The 19,305-nt window shown below is 28.1% G+C and carries 16 protein-coding genes; 8 read left to right on the plus strand and 8 right to left on the minus strand.

Annotated elements, in window-relative coordinates; translation table 11 throughout:
• Positions 1–3: 3 nt before the first annotated feature.
• The 3 genes from SHK09_RS04275 to SHK09_RS04285 are packed head-to-tail and all read right to left on the minus strand — an operon-like array spanning position 4 to position 3,698.
• On the minus strand, positions 4–1,395 hold the full coding sequence (locus tag SHK09_RS04275; protein ID WP_319809540.1) for a bifunctional UDP-3-O-[3-hydroxymyristoyl] N-acetylglucosamine deacetylase/3-hydroxyacyl-ACP dehydratase: 1,392 nt from the start codon (positions 1,393–1,395) through the stop codon (positions 4–6).
• Positions 1,395–2,429: a UDP-3-O-(3-hydroxymyristoyl)glucosamine N-acyltransferase gene (gene lpxD, locus SHK09_RS04280; protein ID WP_319809541.1), complete on the minus strand. Its 1,035-nt coding sequence runs from the start codon at positions 2,427–2,429 to the stop codon at positions 1,395–1,397. Before lpxD ends, SHK09_RS04275 begins: the two co-directional genes overlap by 1 nt.
• A gap of 45 nt (positions 2,430–2,474) precedes the next feature.
• Complete coding sequence (locus tag SHK09_RS04285) at positions 2,475–3,698, minus strand: HD domain-containing protein (RefSeq protein ID WP_319809542.1); 1,224 nt, start codon at positions 3,696–3,698, stop codon at positions 2,475–2,477.
• 196 nt (positions 3,699–3,894) lie between these two features.
• On the opposite strand from SHK09_RS04285, the gene SHK09_RS04290 reads away from it, so the two are divergent.
• Entirely contained in the window at positions 3,895–5,439 is a 1,545-nt protein-coding gene (locus tag SHK09_RS04290; protein WP_319809543.1) for a bifunctional response regulator/alkaline phosphatase family protein, read from the plus strand.
• A 45-nt stretch (positions 5,440–5,484) separates the two neighbouring features.
• Here SHK09_RS04290 and SHK09_RS04295 read toward each other — a convergent pair whose 3' ends face one another.
• The gene (locus tag SHK09_RS04295; protein WP_319809544.1) at positions 5,485–7,080 is read right to left on the minus strand and encodes a hypothetical protein; all 1,596 of its coding nucleotides are present in this window, start codon (positions 7,078–7,080) and stop codon (positions 5,485–5,487) included.
• A gap of 68 nt (positions 7,081–7,148) precedes the next feature.
• Positions 7,149–7,844 carry a hypothetical protein gene (locus SHK09_RS04300; protein ID WP_319809545.1) on the minus strand — a complete coding sequence of 232 codons (696 nt, stop codon included), beginning with the start codon at positions 7,842–7,844 and terminating at the stop codon, positions 7,149–7,151.
• A gap of 206 nt (positions 7,845–8,050) precedes the next feature.
• Between SHK09_RS04300 and tsaE the strand changes: the two genes are divergently transcribed.
• From tsaE to SHK09_RS04315, 3 genes are all read left to right on the plus strand, one after another.
• The gene (gene tsaE, locus SHK09_RS04305; RefSeq protein WP_319809546.1) at positions 8,051–8,458 is read left to right on the plus strand and encodes a tRNA (adenosine(37)-N6)-threonylcarbamoyltransferase complex ATPase subunit type 1 TsaE; all 408 of its coding nucleotides are present in this window, start codon (positions 8,051–8,053) and stop codon (positions 8,456–8,458) included.
• Positions 8,459–8,464: 6 nt separating this feature from the next.
• On the plus strand, positions 8,465–9,661 hold the full coding sequence (locus tag SHK09_RS04310) for an alanine dehydrogenase (RefSeq protein WP_319809547.1): 1,197 nt from the start codon (positions 8,465–8,467) through the stop codon (positions 9,659–9,661).
• Positions 9,662–9,814: 153 nt separating this feature from the next.
• Entirely contained in the window at positions 9,815–10,183 is a 369-nt protein-coding gene (locus tag SHK09_RS04315) for a DUF4258 domain-containing protein (protein WP_319809548.1), read from the plus strand.
• A gap of 46 nt (positions 10,184–10,229) precedes the next feature.
• Here the strand turns inward: SHK09_RS04315 and SHK09_RS04320 are convergent, their stop codons facing one another.
• Positions 10,230–10,907 (minus strand): RNA methyltransferase, encoded by a 678-nt coding sequence (locus tag SHK09_RS04320; RefSeq protein ID WP_319809901.1) that lies wholly within the window; start codon positions 10,905–10,907, stop codon positions 10,230–10,232.
• A gap of 73 nt (positions 10,908–10,980) precedes the next feature.
• On the opposite strand from SHK09_RS04320, the gene SHK09_RS04325 reads away from it, so the two are divergent.
• Complete coding sequence (locus SHK09_RS04325) at positions 10,981–11,664, plus strand: NAD-dependent deacylase (RefSeq protein ID WP_319809549.1); 684 nt, start codon at positions 10,981–10,983, stop codon at positions 11,662–11,664.
• On the opposite strand, the gene SHK09_RS04330 is transcribed toward SHK09_RS04325, so the two are convergent.
• Together SHK09_RS04330 and SHK09_RS04335 are read right to left on the minus strand one after the other, a co-directional pair.
• Positions 11,653–12,084 (minus strand): glycosyltransferase, encoded by a 432-nt coding sequence (locus SHK09_RS04330; RefSeq protein WP_319809550.1) that lies wholly within the window; start codon positions 12,082–12,084, stop codon positions 11,653–11,655. The two genes, SHK09_RS04325 and SHK09_RS04330, sit on opposite strands and share 12 nt — an antisense overlap.
• A 66-nt stretch (positions 12,085–12,150) precedes the next feature.
• Complete coding sequence (locus SHK09_RS04335) at positions 12,151–13,299, minus strand: response regulator (protein ID WP_319809551.1); 1,149 nt, start codon at positions 13,297–13,299, stop codon at positions 12,151–12,153.
• A gap of 186 nt (positions 13,300–13,485) precedes the next feature.
• Here SHK09_RS04335 and SHK09_RS04340 point away from each other — a divergent pair, with 186 nt between their 5' ends.
• The 3 genes from SHK09_RS04340 to SHK09_RS04350 are packed head-to-tail and all read left to right on the plus strand — an operon-like array spanning position 13,486 to position 19,300.
• Positions 13,486–16,575: a hypothetical protein gene (locus tag SHK09_RS04340; protein WP_319809552.1), complete on the plus strand. Its 3,090-nt coding sequence runs from the start codon at positions 13,486–13,488 to the stop codon at positions 16,573–16,575.
• Positions 16,575–17,789: a hypothetical protein gene (locus SHK09_RS04345; protein WP_319809553.1), complete on the plus strand. Its 1,215-nt coding sequence runs from the start codon at positions 16,575–16,577 to the stop codon at positions 17,787–17,789. The genes SHK09_RS04340 and SHK09_RS04345 overlap by 1 nt, the downstream gene beginning before the upstream one ends.
• Entirely contained in the window at positions 17,783–19,300 is a 1,518-nt protein-coding gene (locus SHK09_RS04350; RefSeq protein ID WP_319809554.1) for a glycoside hydrolase family 2 TIM barrel-domain containing protein, read from the plus strand. The genes SHK09_RS04345 and SHK09_RS04350 overlap by 7 nt, the downstream gene beginning before the upstream one ends.
• Positions 19,301–19,305 lie beyond the last annotated feature (5 nt).

Below are 19,305 nucleotides of genomic sequence, written 5' to 3' on the forward strand. Positions count from 1 at the left end.
ATTTTATTTTTTTCTAGCAATTTGAGCCATTAATTCTGCTTCTGCAACTAATTTACCATTCGCATAAGCGTATGCTTGCATATGACAAATCCCTCTTCTTATTGGTGTTATTAACTCACATTTAAAGATTACAGTATCTCCTGGTAAAACTTTTTGTTTAAATTTAACATTGTCCATTTTCATGAAATATGTTAAATAATTTTCGGGATCTGGAACTGTGTTTAAAACTAAAACGCCACCACATTGTGCCATTGCCTCTACTTGTAAAACTCCTGGCATTACTGGTGCACCTGGAAAATGACCTACAAAGAAATTTTCATTCATTGTAACATTTTTCATCCCAACAACATGTGTATCAGAAAGTTCTATAATTCTATCTACCAATAAAAATGGTGGTCTGTGAGGTAGAATTTCCATTATTTGATGAATATCTAATAGTGGTGGTAAGTTTAAATCGTAAGAAGGAACATTATTCCTTTTTTCTGCTTTAATAATTTTAGCTAATTTCTTTGCAAATAATGTATTTATTAAATGCCCAGGTTTGTTAGCAATTACTTTTCCTTTAATACGAATACCAACCAAAGCTAAATCACCAATAACATCTAATAATTTATGTCTTGCTGCTTCATTTGCCCAGTGTAAGGTTAAGTTATCTAAAATTCCATTAGACTTTACGGCTATATTATCTTTGTTAAAAGCTTTCTTTAATTTCTGCATTGTATTGTCAGACAATTCTTTGTCTACATAAACAATTGCATTATTTAAATCTCCACCTTTAATTAAATCGTTTTCTAATAACATTTCAATTTCATGTAAAAAACTGAATGTTCTAGCATCTGCAATCTCCTCTTTAAAGTCAGACATTTTATCTAAAGTAGCATTTTGTGTACCTAATATTTTAGTACCAAAATCTACCATAGTTGTTACTTGATATTCATCTGAAGGCATTAAAATAATTTCGCTACCAGTAACATCATCTCTGTAAGAAATTATTTCTTTAACAACATATTCTTCAATATCTGCATCTTGTTCTTCAATTCCTGCTTTTTCTAAAGCTTCAACAAAAAACTTAGAAGAACCATCCATAATTGGAGGCTCTGAAGCATTTATTTCTATCAAAAGATTATCAATATCTAAACCAACAGCAGCAGCTAAAACGTGCTCTGAAGTTTGAATTTGAACACCATTTTTCTCTAAATTTGTTCCTCTTTGTGTATTAACAACATATTCTGCTTTTGCGCCTATTATTGGCGAACCTTCTAAATCTATTCTGCTAAAAGCAAAACCATGATTTATAGGTGCTGGTTTTAATGTCATTGTCACAGTATTTCCTGTATGTAAACCTACACCAGATAAACTGATCTCTTTTTGTATTGTCTTTTGTTTCTTACTCATTATTCTTTTATTTGAGTCTTCAACTCTTTTTCTAGTTGATTAATCTTTGATGCTATTTTTGGTAAATTCTTAAAATACACATAACTTCTATTAAACTCACGTGAATTTAATGCCGGTGTACCATAAACCATTTCATTATCTTTTAAACTTTTGGTAACACCCGTTTGCCCTAAAACTTTTACGTTATTACCTATTTTTATATGACCAGCAACACCTACTTGCCCGCCAATCATACAATTTTCACCAATTTTTGTAGAACCAGAAACACCAGTTTGCGAAGCGATAACGGTATTTCTACCTACCTCTACATTGTGTGCAATTTGTATTTGATTGTCTAGTTTAACTCCTTTTCTAATAATAGTAGAACCTAAAGTAGCTCTATCTATTGTAGAAGCAGCACCAATATCTACATTATCTTCTATTATAACATTTCCAATTTGAGGAATTGCCTTGTATTCTCCGTTTTCATCTGGCGCAAAACCAAAACCATCTGCACCAATAATAGCACCAGAATGAATCTTACAGTTTTTACCTATTTGTGTATCAGAGTATATTTTTACGCCTGCAAAAATTACGGTGTTATCATCTATAGTTGTATTGTCTCCAATATAAGCATTCGGATAAATTTTTACATTATTCCCTATTTTTACATTTTCTCCAATATATGCGAACGCACCAATATATTCATCTTTACCTATTTTAGAAGATTCAGAAATAAAACTTGGTTGTTCTCTACCTGTTTTATTATTCTTAACCTCGTTATAGAATTCTAATAATTTAGAAAAAGATTTGTAGGCATCATCTACTTTTATTAATGTAGTTTTAACCTCTTTTTCTAATACAAAACTCTTGTTAACAATTGCTACAGAAGCATTTGTTGTATATAAAAAAGAATTATATTTTGGGTTCGATAAAAACGTTAGAGATCCTTTTTCTCCTTCTTCTATCTTAGAAAGTTTAGATACTTCTTCATCAGGATTCCCAACTACTTCACCTTCTAGAATATCTGCTATTTGTTGTGCTTTAAATTTCATCAAAGGCAAAAATATAAAAATTATACCGTTTTCTCTAATCTCTTCTTACTTTGGATAACAAATAAAGTTTTTTACAACCGGTATTGTTAGTGCTTGAAGGTTTAATTGATCGGATGCTTTTGCAATATCTTTTAATTTACCCTTCTTATTTAAAATATAAATTGGTGTTTTTAAATTATAAGCTTGATTGCTAATTTCTTGATGAAAAACAAAATAACCTACTTCCTTTTCTGTAATATTTAATTTCTTAATTGCTTTCTCTCTTTTTTTATTAATGTAACCCTGCTTAAATTCTCCTTGCTGAATCTCTATTCTTAATAATTTTCTATCAACAATCATTTTTGCTAAAAGCGATAAAATTTTATCATCATGATTAACCCATTCTTTTATTGCAGAAAACACGTCGTAATCATCTAATTTGGCAAACATTTCTAAAGTTTCATCTGTAAAATTATCTTTAGAAATTTGTTTGTATAAGAAATAATACAAAGCAGAACTAGCATATAACACTACTCCTTTTTCTGCTAATTCTTTGGCTCTTTTTAAGACATTTACTAAAATATTCTCTGCAACTAAACCTGTTTTATGTAAGTATACTTGCCAATACATTAATCTTCGAGCAATTAAAAAGTTCTCTACAGAATAAATTCCTTTTTGTTCAATAACCAATTCATCATTTTTAACATTCATCATAGCAATTAACCTGTCTGATGAAATGTTACCTTCTGTAACACCTGTGTAAAAACTATCTCTTTTTAAATAATCTAATCGATCGATATCTAGCTGACTAGAAATTAATTGTCCTAAGAATTTACGTGGGTTTTTATCTTCAAAAATTTCGATTGCCAATGTTAATTTGCCATCAAACTCTTCATTTAATTTCTTCATAAATTTTAAAGAAATTTCTTCGTGGCTAATTTCGCTTACAATACTATGTTCTAAAGCATGTGAAAATGCACCATGACCAATATCGTGTAACAAAATAGCTACACACAAAGCATTTTCTTCTTCTAATGATATTTCTACTTGTTTAAAACGCAAAACTCTAACGGCTTTCTGCATTAAATGCATACAACCAATTGCATGATGAAAACGAGTGTGGTTTGCTCCTGGATATACCAAATTAGAAAATCCCATTTGTGCAATTCTTCTTAATCGCTGAAAATAAGGATGTTCTATAATATCAAAAATTAAAGAATTTGGTATTTGAATAAATCCGTAAATAGGATCATTTAAAATCTTAAGTTTGTTGGGTGCTTTTTTCTTCAAAAGTGCTAAAATTATCAATCTATATTTGCAAAATACAATATTTCTAGTGACAAATTCATATATTTATTTCAGAAATTAATAGGTAATAAATTTTATTTGTAGAAATATTTTAATATTGGCAATATTTTATCATTTAAGAAGATATAAAAAAATAACAAAACCCTAATTTTAACGTTAAAGAAATAAAACAAAATATATGAGCATACAAATCTTGTGGGTAGACGATGAAATAGAATTATTAAAGCCTCACATTATATTTTTAGAACGTAAAGATTATAAAGTTACTACTTGTACAAATGGTGCAGATGCAATTGATTTAGTAGCAGAAACAAATTTCGATATTGTTTTTTTAGATGAAAACATGCCTGGTTTAACAGGTTTAGAAACATTAGCAGAAATAAAACAAAAGCAAGCCAATTTACCTGTGGTAATGATTACCAAAAGTGAAGAGGAATATATAATGGAAGAAGCAATTGGTTCTAAAATTGCAGATTATTTAATAAAACCGGTAAACCCTAATCAGATTTTATTAAGTTTAAAGAAAAACTTAGACCATTCTCGTTTGGTTTCAGAAAAAACAACCTCTAGTTACCAGCAAGAATTTAGAAAAATCTCTATGGATTTGGCAATGGTAAATTCTTATGAAGAATGGATTGAGTTATACAAAAAACTAGTTCATTGGGAGTTAGAATTAGAAAACATTAGCGATCCTGGTATGTTAGGGATTCTAGAAAGTCAGAAACAAGAAGCTAATTCGCAATTTTTTAAATTTATTAAGAAAAACTACGAAGATTTCTTAACAGGACACGACAAACCTACATTTTCACACACCTTATTTAAAGATTATGTAGTACCAGAATTAAAAAAAGAACAAAGTGTTTTATGGGTTGTAATAGACAATTTACGTTATGACCAATATAGAATCTTAGAGCCATTAATAAATAACCATTATAAGAAGGACGAAGAATACACTTATTTTTCAATTTTACCAACGGCAACACAATATGCTAGAAATGCAATTTTCTCTGGTTTAATGCCATCTGAAATGGAGAAAAGACATCCTCAGTTATGGAAAAACGATACAGACGAAGGTGGAATGAATTTGTTTGAAAACGAATTCTTATCTGCACAAATAAAGCGTTTAGGTTTAAATATTAAACACGAATATTATAAAATTACCAATTTAAAAAACGGAAAAGATTTAGCCGATAATTACAACGGAACAAAACAAAATGATTTAACAGCCGTAGTTTATAATTTTGTAGATATGCTTTCACATTCTAAAACAGAAATGGAAGTAATAAAAGAATTAGCAGGAGATGATAAAGCATATAGAAGTTTAACTTTAAGTTGGTTTAAAAATTCGCCATTATTCGAAATTATACAAAAAGCACAAGCATTAGGTCAGAAATTAATAATTACCACAGATCATGGTACAATAAACTGTAAACACCCTACAAAAGTAATTGGCGACAAGAACATTAGTGCAAACCTACGTTATAAAACTGGTAGAAGTCTTTCTTATGAAGAGAAAGATGTATACGCAGTAAGAAACCCAAAAGATATTTTCTTACCAACAGTAGCAATGAATAGTCCGTTTATATTTGCAAAAGAAGACATGTTTTTTGCATACCCAAACAACTTTAATCACTTTGTTAAATATTACAAAAACACCTATCAACATGGTGGTGTTTCATTAGAGGAAGTAATTATTCCATGTGCTGTTTATAGCCCAAAATAAAAAAAGGCGAGTTAAATTTATTTAACTCGCCTTTTTATTTATAATTTATAAATTACTGCAATAATTATCTGGTATTTGAAAATTATCTAAATCTACATTATCAGATGTAAAAGTGTATTTCTGATTAATTCTACTACCTCTATAATAAGTTCTAAATTCATATTCCTTATTTAATGTTATACTGTATAATTTAATTTTACCTCTATTAATGTAGCCAACATTTTTCCAAGAAGTATACATTCTACCCCTATAATTGTATGAAACTTTCATATACAAATAAGATGATGGTTTTATAGTTTTTCCTTTACAAATTCCAGAAAAATTAACATTTACATTGGTAACAGCAGATTTAGCAGGTATTTTACTTTTAAATTCATCTAGATTTATATTTATTTGATTAGAATTACAACCGTTAAATGAACTAGATCTATAGATTTCATTTCCTTTATTATATGTTGATTCACCATCATAAATAACAAATTCTAAATTAGAGTTTGGAGTTCTATAATAACCAAATGATTTGCCATCGTAAAAATCATGTGAACGACTTGCCTTATAACTTACTCCCTGATTTGTACCTGCATAAACTAAGTTTGTTACCAATCTATATGATAAGTTGCTATCTATTCCAGGAGCGGTTACTTTAACATCAAATCTTCTATAATTATCACAACCTCTAATCCAATAATCTAAATTATACCAAGACAAATGTGTTGTTTTATATTCTGATATTAACTTACCGTTTTTCTCTTGAACAATTGTAGTAGCATGAAACACCCATTTACCATCATCTTTACTATAAGACCAAACTGGTAATTCATCTCCAGATTTTATATTTTGTCCTGTAGATGGGTTTATAACATCTCTATCAATTTCCATTGCTACTGTAATAGGTTTTGTAAACTCTTTTACCTCTGTACCTCCAACAAACATATCTATTGAAGCAAAACCTGCTGTTGAGAATGAACCCTCTGTATTTATTTCTCCATTCTCTAATGCTACTTCATAAGGTGAAAAACCTCCTGGAAAAGAATTTAAACTTTCATTATTTTGACTATCGAAATTAACTACTCTTACTATTAAGTCTCCAGAAACATTTATTATATTTCCATTTGCATCCTTAAATTTTGTGTCTTTTTCAATAGTTACTTCTGTAGTTTCGCCAAAACCAGCATCGTCTGTTTTAACAGACAACAAATTTGTTAAACTACCACCTTGTAAAGGTTGGTTAACTTCTTTAATACTAATACCATCTGCAGGATTGCTTATATTTACAATATTTGCAGATATATTTACTAAGGTATCACTTTCTTGCACTCTTACAGGTATTGTAGTGGTTAAGTAATTATCTCCACTAATTTTCACTAAAAAACTTAAGTCTTCATTTGTTTCATTTGGGTTTACTGCCAATTGTACAATACCATCAACAATTGTAAACTTTGTTTTTGAGCCTCCGTCAGAAATTATCTTTGCCGCATCATCTCCTAAAAGCGTTACTTTTAGATTGTTATTATCATACAACCTTTCAGGATTTGTAGGATCTAAAATGCTAATTGTAATATTTTTATCGAAAATAGCAGAATCTACAGCCGTCTTAAAATTTGTTAGAGGATTTTCGCAAGAATATATTGCGAAAAACATAATTGTTAAAATTGTGGTAACTTTAAAGTACTTGATTTTTTTTATAAATATTTTCATTTTTTTTTATTTTAAAAGCTATAAGCTAATTTTAGTTTTAAATTCGGAATAATTTTAAAATCGTCAAATCCTTCCTTAATTGTATCTCTGTTTAATTCTTCCGATGGAGATAATAAACCTGTAGACGAAATGCTTGAATTAGGGCTGCCTAAATAATAGGCACCAATATCTAACGATATACCTAATCTATTTCTTTTGGGAATAGATCTACCAAAACCAATACCTATATATGGTGCAATACTACTAGACCAATCTGCCTCTATTTGATTATATCCATATTTTTCTTCTGATATTGTTATATCTCCTATATTCAATTCATCTGATGCTCTTGAATTAATTGAAACAAAAAAATTATTAAAATAAGCCATTCCAAAAGTCAATCTAAAAGAAGATGTAAACGGCTTGTAATCAAACAATAACTCATATGCCTTATTATTTGCATTAATTAATAAATTTGCTGTGTCATCATTTATTTTAAAATCGTTAATTTCATAATCTTTTAAATTAAAAAAAGTGTAGCCCAATCTTATATTAAACTTATCGTTTAAACTTCTAGCATACTCAATTCCATAACCTGGCAATCCTACAGAGAAACCTATAGCGTTTTTCCTTGTTTTTTCTTGTTTAAAATCATCTTTAATATCTTGAGTAAAAGATATTGATGTGATGCAAAAAAAAACTAGAAATAAATAATTTTTAATTTTCATGTTTTTTTAATTTATTGGTTTCAGCAAAATTAAATGAACTCATTATTGACCACTATACCTATAATTAGGTATTTTACAATTATTTATACTATTAAAATAGGAATACGATTTTCTTCAAATTATGATGAATTAGAACTACATTAATAAAAATTTATAAAACCAAGTGATTCTTTAATTTAATATGGTAGATTTCTTATTTTTGCGGCATGAATAAAAACTATTCTTTAGAAAACCTTACTGAAATTGCAACAGCAATCATAACATCCGTAGAAAATAAAAATTTATTATTTTATGGTGAAATGGGTGTAGGTAAAACGACACTTATAAAAGAAATTTGTAGACAATTGGGTGTTTTAGATAACATTTCCTCTCCTACTTTTTCATTGGTAAATGAATATCAAACTTCAACAAAAGAAAAAGTTTTTCATTTCGATTTTTATAGAATTACAGATGAAGTAGAAGCTTTAGATATGGGAATTGAAGATTATTTATATAATAACGATTGGTGTTTAATCGAATGGCCACAAAATGTCGAAAATTTACTACCTTTAGAATCTGTTGAGATCCATTTATCTACTTTAGAAAACGGACAACGTAACATGCAAATAAAATAACAAATTATGAGTTCATTTTCTCCGTTTAGTAAAGAAGAATTACTTCCTCAAGAAGAAATGTTAGAAATAAAAAAGCATAAAGGAGAACTATTTATAGGCTTACCAAAAGAAATCTATTTAAGCGAAAAACGTGTTTGTTTAACACCAGATGCCGTTGGTGCTTTAACAGCAAATGGCCATAGAGTTGTTATAGAAACGGGTGCAGGAGATGGCGCAAACTTTACAGATAAAGAATATTCAGATGCTGGTGCAAAAATATCTTACAATGTAGAAGAAGCATTTAAATGTAATATTATTTTAAAAGTTGCTCCTCCAACAGAATGTGAAATAGAATTTATTAACCCAAATGCTATATTAATTTCTTCGTTACAATTAAAAACACAATCTAAAAAATACTTCGAATGTTTGGCTAAAAAGAAAATTACAGCCATTGCATTCGATTATATAAAAGACGAGCAAGAAACCTACCCAATTGTAAAATCTTTAAGTGAAATTGCAGGAACTGCTTCTATTTTAATTGCTGGCGAATTAATGAGCGGCGTTAATAAAGGAAACGGTTTATTATTTGGAAACATTGGCGGTGTACCACCAACAAGTGTTGTTATTTTTGGTGCAGGAACAGTAGGTGAATACGCAGCAAAAACAGCAATTGGTTTAGGTGCAAGAGTTAAAGTTTTTGATAATTCTATTAGTAAATTAAGAAAATTACAAGATTGTTTACACGCACCTATTTACACTTCTACACTACAACCTAAATCTGTTTTAAAAGCATTAATGCGTTGTGATGTTGCTATTGGAGCAATTCGTGGTAAGAATAGATCGCCAATTTGTGCTACAGAAGAAATGATTGAAAAAATGAAAGAAGGTGCAATTGTTGTTGATGTTAGTATCGATAGAGGTGGCTGTTTCGAAACATCTAATGTAACTACTCACAAAACACCAACTTTTGTAAAACATGGTGTAATACATTATTGTGTGCCAAACATTCCTGCCCGTTATGCAAGAACAGCTTCTGTTTCTATTAGTAATATCTTTACACCTTATTTATTAAATATAGCAGAAGAAGGTGGTTTCGAAAATACTGCAAGATTCGATAAAAGTTTACGAAACGGAATGTATTTCTATCACGGAATTCTAACAAATAAAACGGTTGCAGATTGGTTCGATTTACCTTTTAGAGATATTAATTTATTAATACTTTAAAAAACAACTACATCTGTAAATTTCTAAGAAATTATTACAAATAGTACTATATAACATAAACGTTTTATTTCTACTTAAATCGATCTGAAATAACTTAGATAATAGAGTTACAAACGACTCATTTTACATAAATTTGCATTTCAAAATTTTAACATGTTAGTAAAAAGAATTTTTTATTATTTAATTGGTTTAGCATTAGGTTCTATTGGTGTGTATTTCTTCTGGCAAAAGAAAAATGCAACGTTTGATTATGGTATGGACTCTAGAACTTTAAAAACGATTAGAACTAAAAAACGTTTATTTTCTAATGATGCTAAAATTGCTATGAGTAAATTTAATATTGATACTTTAAAAATAGCAACTATTTTAATGGATGGTGATGTAGATTTTGGAAAAGGAAACCCAAGACAAAAACCTTGTGCAGAGTATTTTGTTACAGGTACAAAAGAATTAGAAAACGTAAGTTTGCTAGTAAAACGTTGCGATTCTACAGCTACAATAGAAGAAATTATTATTGAATAATCTTCTCTACAAATACTTTATTTAAAGCTCTTTTATTAAAAAACAATTATTCTGTCTTTAAATTTTGATAATAATGTGCTTCAATTTTATCTACATTTTTAATTGTTTTCTTTACCCATTCAAAATATAAAATTTCTTTTTCTTCTTCAGATAATTTCCACTCGATATTAGAATTTCTAAGTTTTGTAGTTACATCTTGTAATATAATAGCCGCAGCCACAGATATATTTAAACTTTCTGTAAAACCAACCATTGGTATTTTTAAATAACCATCTGCGTTTTCGATAACGGTATCAGAAACGCCCTCTGCTTCTACTCCAAACACAAATGCAGATTTTTTTGTAATATCAAAATCTTGTAGTAAACAAGAATCGTTGTGTGGTGTTGTTGCAATTATCTGGTAGCCTTCTGCTTTTAAAGCATCTAAGCAAGGTTTAGAATTGTCGCCATCTTTTCTATATCGATATTGATTTAGCCATTTCTGAGAGCCTTTAGCAACATGTCTAGAAACTTTATTATTATACTTATTCTCTATTGCATGCACATCTTGTACACCAAAAATATCGCAAGTTCTAACCACTGCACTTGCATTATGTGGTTGAAAAATATCTTCTAAAACTACCGTAAAATGCCTTGTTCTATTTTCTAAAACCTTTTTAAATAAATCTTTTCTATTATCTGTTAAAAAGCCTTCAAAATAATTTAATAATTTTTCATCAATCATAATTACAAACTTAAAATTATTATTTTTATCTTCCTTAAAGATATTCATAAAAAATACTGAAACCTTCTAATTAATGAAAAAACTAGTTATTTTAACAGGTGCAGGAATCTCTGCAGAAAGCGGTATAAATACGTTTAGAGATTCTGATGGATTGTGGGAAGGTCATAATGTAATGGAAGTTGCTTCTCCTAAAGGTTATAGCAAAAACCCTAAAATGGTTTTAGATTTCTACAACAAGCGTAGAAAACAACTTTTAGAAGTTGTACCTAATAAAGCACATTTTAATTTAGCTGCATTAGAAAATAATTTTAATGTTAAAATTATTACACAAAATGTAGATGATTTGCATGAACGTGCAGGAAGTTCTAAAATTACCCATTTACATGGCGAACTTTTAAAAGTGAGAAGTTCTATTGATGATAATGAGGTTTTAGAATGGAGAAAAAATTTAATTTTGGGCGATTTATGTAGTAAAAAAAGCCAATTAAGACCGCACATCGTTTGGTTTGGAGAAATGGTACCAATGTTAGATAAAGCCATTAAAATTACAGCAGAGGCAGATATTCTTGTAATTATTGGTACTTCTATGCAAGTTTACCCAGCAGCAAGTTTAGTTAATTATATAAAACCAAATACACCAATTTATTTTATAGACCCAAAACCTTCTGTTTCTAAAAATGACTTTAATAATTTAACCATTATTAAAGATGTTGCTAGTTCTGGAACCGATAAATTAATTAGTTATTTAAAGATTTAATAGATCTTTATAAGAGTATACATTTTTGTTATTCCTTCTGGTTTTTATATCAAAAAGAGGATTCTCAAACTTTTTTTCTATTTTATTTAGAATTTCAAACTGTTTTTTTTTGTCTTTAAAATAAGTTAACATATTAGACTTAAAATACATAATACAATTTAAATCACCAGAACTATATAAATACCTAACACCTGCATTAACTGCTGCAATAGTACTTGTGTTTTTTTTAATATCTAAAATAGATATACTATTGGTTTCTATATCTTCTTTTACAGATTTTAAAATATGTAAAGTATTATCTTTGCTACCATTATTTACAAAACAAATCTTTATATCTTTTTGATTGAATAAGTTTATAAACTGATTTTTATTAATTTTCCTTTCATCTTCAGAAAACAAAACAATGATACCTTTTTTCATAAAATGCTATTAAATAGTTTATTATTTATTAGAAAAGGTATCATTCTTCTATATAAGAAAACAATACTATTTCTTTCCTTTTCTGTAATACCAAGCAATTTGACCTAATTGTCCTACAATTTTAACAGAATCCTTCATCGATAATTTAGAACCATCTGCATGAATCCATCTTTTTAAAGGCTGCTCACACAACATTTGTTTGGCCTTATCTAAACCATAGTGTAATGTTATTCTTCTAAATATTTCAACATCGAAAATCCATTGTGTAACAAATTTTTCCTTAAAAGAAACATCAATAACATCTTTATGAAAGATTTTTGCACCACATTGAGTGTCTTTAAAATCCATTGATAGAATTTTTCGAATGATAAAATTAATAGACATACTAATAACTTTTCGTGCAGATTCTTTTGTAATATTTGCACCCATTCTACTAATTCTAGAACCACTAACTATCTTATAATCAGAATTTTCTATTGTTGTAACTAAATCGTTAAAATCTGCTAAATCTGTAGATAAATCTGCATCTAAAAAACCTATATAATCTAAATCTTCTTGTTTAGCCATATACAACATACCTTGTCTTACAGCTTCTGCCTTACCACCATTTTTCTCACAATCGTAAACAGTAATAAAATCTTCTCTACCTTTTCTTAAATTATTTAAAACTTCTAGTGTTTTATCTTTACTACCATCATTTACAAAACATAAATGATAACCAGAGTTTTTATCTATATAATCTGTAAATTCTTTACTTAATAATCGTTCCTCTTCATTATAACAAGGTATTACTACCCCAACACATCTTTCTTGTATTATTGTGTTTGAATACTTTTTAGTTGCATCCATATTTTCTGGAGCACCAATTAACCTTTTTGTTCTTAAGCCAACCTCTGTTAAGCTTAAAGGCTTTTTCATGTAATCATTTACACCTAATTCAAAACCTTGTGTAATCATTTCATCATCTGTATTACCAGATAGAATCATAATAGGTATATTAGAGTTTTTTACTTTTCTAATATGTTTTACTATTTCTAATCCAGAAATTGTTGGCATATTAATGTCTACAATTACCAAATCTGGTTTAAAAGAATCAAATAATTCAATTCCTTTAACTCCATCAGTTTCTGTAATTACTTCATATCCCATTTCTTTTAATCTACTTTCTAATGGAATTAAAACTAATTTTTGATCATCAATTGCTAATATTTTCATGCTTTCTTTTTTTTGTTTTTAGGGAAAAACACTAGTACAAAAGTACTTTTGTTTTCTTATTCTTTTTTAATTTTTGTTTCAGATACAAATTACCTTAGACGAATGGTTCGTTAGTAAAGTTAATTAAAAAAAAACTAACCTTAAAAATATTTATATTTACATTATTATAAGTCATCAAATTTGTCAATGAAAGAAAAATCTAATAAATATCTAATTACAGCAATACTACTTGCTGTTGTTTTTCATGGCTCTACAATTTTCTATACTTTAGAAACAACTTATGATGCTTTAATACATTTATTTTTTGCAGATCATTATGCGAATAGTTGGTTTGAACCTTGGAACTATAAGTGGTACACTGGTTTTACAGTTCAGAGTTATCCTCCGTTAGTACATCAAACAATTGGTGCACTATCTTTAATTGGAGGCTTAAAATTTGGTATGTTTACTGTTGGGTTAATTGCTATTGTACTTTTTGTTACTGGTGCATATAGATATTCTTTACTAATAACATCTAATAGAACTGTTGCTGGTTATGCTGCTATTTTAGCCGTTTTTTCTTCTTCTTTTGTAGAAACTTTACACATTTTTGGTCAGTTGCCCAGTATTATTGGAGTTTCAATTTTAATGCATTCGTTGCCAGAAATCTATTTATGGCTTAAAACAGGTAGGTATAAATTCTTTTTCACATCGCTATCTTTAATTGCAGTTACAGTTACTTCACATCATGTAACTCCTATTTTTGGAATGTTATTTTTTATATTTCCTTTAATAGGAACAGTAATAATGGATGTTGCTAGAGAAGAGGTAAACTCTTATAAAGAAGTTACATTTTCTTTATTTATAAAAACATTTATGAAACAATTGAAGAAAAACTTAGCCTTTGGTTTTTCTTCGTTATTCCTTATTATATTTTGCATTTTTCCTTATTGGATGAATTCTAAATTAAATCCAATTACACAAGTTCCTATTCCTCATGGCTCTAGAGACAGTTTTATTGAAGTAACGTCTTCTGGCTTGGTGTTTTTTACAATTCCTTGGGGAATATTATTGTTTATTCTACCGTATATTTTTTATAGATATTTTAGCAAAAGATACTTGTTTTTTGGCTTGTCTTTTACAATGTTAGTTATTTTAGGAACTGGTGGTACCACACCAATACCTAAAATGATATTAGGTGAAACAGCTTTTAATATTTTAACTTTAGATAGATTTACACTTTGGGGCTCTATTATGTCTATTCCTATATTTGGTGAGTTTATTTACAGGTTTGTAGAAGGAGATTTAAAAACGTTAATACAAGATAGGTTTGGTGCTGTTTACCATAGATTATTAGGTGGAATGTTAGCTTCCTTTTACGTAATGATGGTTATATTTACAATGAGTTTAGGTTATTTTAGACCTTCTCAACCTCAGAAAATAAAAATGTTACCTATCGTAAATTTCCTTAGTCAAGATTCACATGATCAATGGAGATATTTAACTTTAGGTTTTGGCGATCAAATGGCGTGGTTAGCTGCACAAACAAATGCAATGAGTGTAGATGGTAATTATCATTCTGCAAGACGTTTACCCGAATTAACAACAAGACCTATAGAGCGTTTAGAAAACTCAAAATTTAAAGGTGTTGCAGGTATTGGTTCTTTACAACAGTTTTTAACTACACCAGAAAAGTATAATTTAAAATATATTTTTTCTAATGATAAGTTTTATGATCCTGTTTTATTTTTCTGCGGATGGCAACGTTTATCGCAATTAGAAAACGGAATTATGGTGTGGGAAAAATTAAACGTCCCTCCTGTTTCTTCTATTTTACCTAAAGAAGATGTACCAGCTTGGGTAAAAATAATCTGGGGAGTTATTCCTTTTTTAACGGTATTAATTGCCTTTATTTTAAACATTCAATCTTTATTTGTAAATGGTTTAAAGACAAGAGTAAAAGCAAAACCAGCTTATTTTAAGTTTCAAAATGATTATACTAAATTTTCTAGAACAGTTCTAAAAGCATTTCATATTTGGGCGATTATTTTAATATTTACAATAGCATATGCTTGCTATATGTTTTATATTAAAAATGATACACAAAGGTCTCCAGAAAATGTAGTAAAAGCATATTATGATGCTCTAGATTTTAAAGAATTAAATAAAAGTTACAGTTACATAGATCCTAAAAGCGGTGTTTCTCGTGCACAATATTTATTAGAAATATCTGTAACAGATGGTTTGTTAAGTTCTTATGCAAAGTTAGATGCAATTACTACAGAAATTACCAAGGAAACAGATAGTTTAGCTACTCTAAAAGTAGAAACAAAATGGATTACTCCGCTTGAAAAACTATCGAAAACAGATTTTAAAACTGCTGTTAAAAGAAAAGGAAAATGGTTTTTAAAACCAACCAGAAAATCTATAGACCTGCCACCAGACCAACTTTATTCTAAAAATACAACAGGTTATTTTAACCAAGGAAGAAGAAGAATTACTACAGAGCAAACACATCATGAAGATGTTTTAAAACAACCCGTTTTAGAAATTGTTTCTGCTAAATTAATAAAGTTTAATAAACGCTATTCCATTATTGGAGAAGTACAAAATATAGATAATGTACCAGCAGATGTTGTTTTAAAAGGAACTCTTTATAATGATGATAACAAAGAATTAGCAACTTACAACGCTAAACATATTCTAAAACATAAATTAATGCCGAAAGAGATTAGTGCTTTTAGAATTAATTTTGAAGGTATTGCGTGGTCTAAAACTAAAGATTCGATTCCTAAGACATTTAATCCTGATGAATTTACGCCCATAGAATTAAGTGAACAACCTACAAAATTTAATTTACAAGCCGCAGGAAACACTACTAATTCAGACTTATTTAAAGGTATTGTTTTAAGTGAAATTAATATAACACCAAACAATATAAGCGGAAGTTTATTTAATAGCGGAATTCAAGAAATTACTGTTCCACAAATGATTATCACTTTTTATAATGAAAACAAAGAAATGATTTGGGTAGATAATCTATTTTTAAAAGAAGGTATAAGACAAGAAAGAAAACTCCGTTTTAACTATGCCATTCCTTTAAAACCAATAATAAGAACGGTAAATGATGATATGAGTTTCTGTTTTGTAAATGGCTTACCTAACAAAGATATTGCTTTTAAGATTATACCAAATAGAATAAAAAGTCATACAAACAGTAAATTACAAAAAGTCAATCATCCACTGTTTCGTTACATTAAAATAGAATTAAATAGTTACATCGGTAATCCAAAATAATGAAGTTAAAACAAGGTTTTTTTCTACTATTTTTTCAATTAGTAATCGTTTCTTTTTTCTCACAAGAAACAATTACAAAACCCACTATATCTTTAATAACACCTAAAGTAATATTTATTGCTGGTAACGATATTATACTTCAATTTAATGCAACAGATACTACTGGTATTCAATTATACTGTTCTAATAGTTATGGTACTACAGTTTTAGAACCTACTATTTTAAATGAAAAAATGAGTTTTAAAATCCCTTATTTTTTATCAAAAAAAAGAGGAATATTACATTGGAAAATTATTAATACAAAAGAAGAAATCTCTGGTAATATTTCTATTATTCCTCAAGAAACACCAACAACTATAGAAACTTATTTAGGTCCACCAAGTATAGATGCTGGTGCTACAGATTACACAATGTTAGTTGTAATACCTACAGATAGTTTAGACAACCCAATTAGAGATAATAGTAAAGTTGATGTTAAATATCAGTTTTTAAAATCTGAAAAAAAAGCACCTATTTTAACGGATAAATTAATTGGTTACAAAAATATTTTTTCTCCTTTAAAAAGTGGCCGAATGATTATTTCTTCTGAATCTTTTGGATTAAACTCAAAAGAATTTGATGTAAATATTATGCCTGCAATTGCTACAAACTTCAAACTTTTTGTTACTAGAAATCATGAATATGCAGATGGTAATCAAATTACAACCTTTTATACATCTACTATAAAAGATAAAAATAGAAATATTGTAAGTGATGGTAGTTATATTGAATTTTACATTACCAATAAAAAAGGAGATATTTTAAAAACTACTGGTATTACTTTAAATGGCGTTGCACATGCTAAAATTATTCATCCAGATTTTGAAGATAATTGGAGTATAAAAGCCTATTTTATTGGTATTGCAGAAAGTGATGTTCTAAAAATTAAGTATAAAAAAGTTATTGAAGATTACAATATCTCTTTCTTAGATAAAAATAGAACAATAAAAGTAGGTCCTTTAAAAAGTTTTATGAACCAAATAATTCCTGATGGTTTATCGATAAAACTATCTATTTATAAAGATAATAAGTTACTAAAAGAAATATATAAAGAATCTAAAAATGGATTTACTAGTTTTTACTTAGACCCTAATATCTACGAAAATGATTTATATAAAATTACAATTGAAACAGCAGGAATTGAAAAAGAATTTAAAAGTTTTAAGTTATGGTAAAAACTAATAAAAGAATTCTTAGAGGTGTTTTAATGCTTACCTATCTTATTATAATTGGTATCCTTTTATTTTTAGTAAGCTCTTTGTATAGCTTTTTAAACACAGGTGCAGATAGAAGTAAAATGTTACATACAGAAGTAAAAAAGGTAGAACAATATTTACCAAAAGTAACTTGGAAAAAGGATGGAAATGAAGGAAGAAAAATAAGCGAGCAAAAAATAAATGCAGTAGAAAACGATTATTTAGATGCTTGGTATGTAAAACAAATTGCATACAAAACAAACACACAAGCTGGTATAGAAGATTATTTTACTAAAAGTTCTAGAGAAAATATATACGCTCTAATAAAAAATAATAAGTTAGAAAAAATAACAATAGACGCTACTACATTAGAGCATAACTTAGATATTGAATTTTTTAGTGAAGATGGCCAGTTAATTATATTAAAAGATACAGATGCCCTAGAGCATAAAAAAGTTTTTAAAGACAACAAGTTAATATTAGAAACAACAGAAGTTTCTACATATAGATTCGTATTACTATTAGAAGATGGTTTTTGGCGTATTAGGCATATGGTTAAAGAAGCTTCAAAAAAATACAACTATAATTATTTAAAAACTGCTATTGCTTTTACAGATATAAAAGGTATTAACTATTACCCACAAGCAACTCCATGGAATATGTATGGAGATAGTTTTGATATTAATATTATTAAAAACGATTTTAGAATTATTAAAAAAGCAGGTTTAAATTCTATAAGAATATTTGTACCATATGAAGATTTTGGTAAGGCTAATATTAAAGTTGATAAATTAGAAAAGCTTGAAAAAGTTTTAGACACAGCCTTAAAAGAAAATCTTAAAGTAGTAATTACTTTATTCGACTTTTATGGTAATTATGATGTTTTAGACTGGACTTTAAACCAAAGACATGCAGAAAAAATTGTAGAAAAATTTAAAAATCATGATGCTATTTTAGCTTGGGATGTAAAAAATGAACCTAATTTAGATTTTGATTCTAGAGGTAGAGAAAATGTAATTTCTTGGTTAGATTTTATGGTAATTCTAATTAAAACTATAGATACTAAACATCCTGTAACTATTGGTTGGTCTAATACTAAAAGTGCTACAATTTTAAAAGATAAGGTAGATGTAGTCTCTTTTCATTATTATGAAGACTTAGATAAATTTGAAAGTGAATACTTAGTTTTAAAAGATACTATAAAAGATAAACCGATTATCTTACAAGAGTTTGGAGTTTCATCTTATGGTGGCTTATGGAGACCTTTTGTAGGTTCAGAAGAAAAACAAGCAGATTATTATAAAGAAATACAAAAAATAATGACAAAAAACGATATTCCGTTTATGTCATGGACTTTATATGATTTTAATGTTGTACCCAAAGAAGTCTTAGGTAGACTTCCTTGGCGAACAAATCCTCAGAAAAAATTTGGTTTTATAACCAGTTCTGGCGCTAAAAAATTATCTTATAAATATATTTCTAAAGAGTAATTAAT

The organism is Polaribacter sp. PL03, assembly GCF_033875165.1.
In the GTDB taxonomy this organism is placed as follows: domain Bacteria; phylum Bacteroidota; class Bacteroidia; order Flavobacteriales; family Flavobacteriaceae; genus Polaribacter.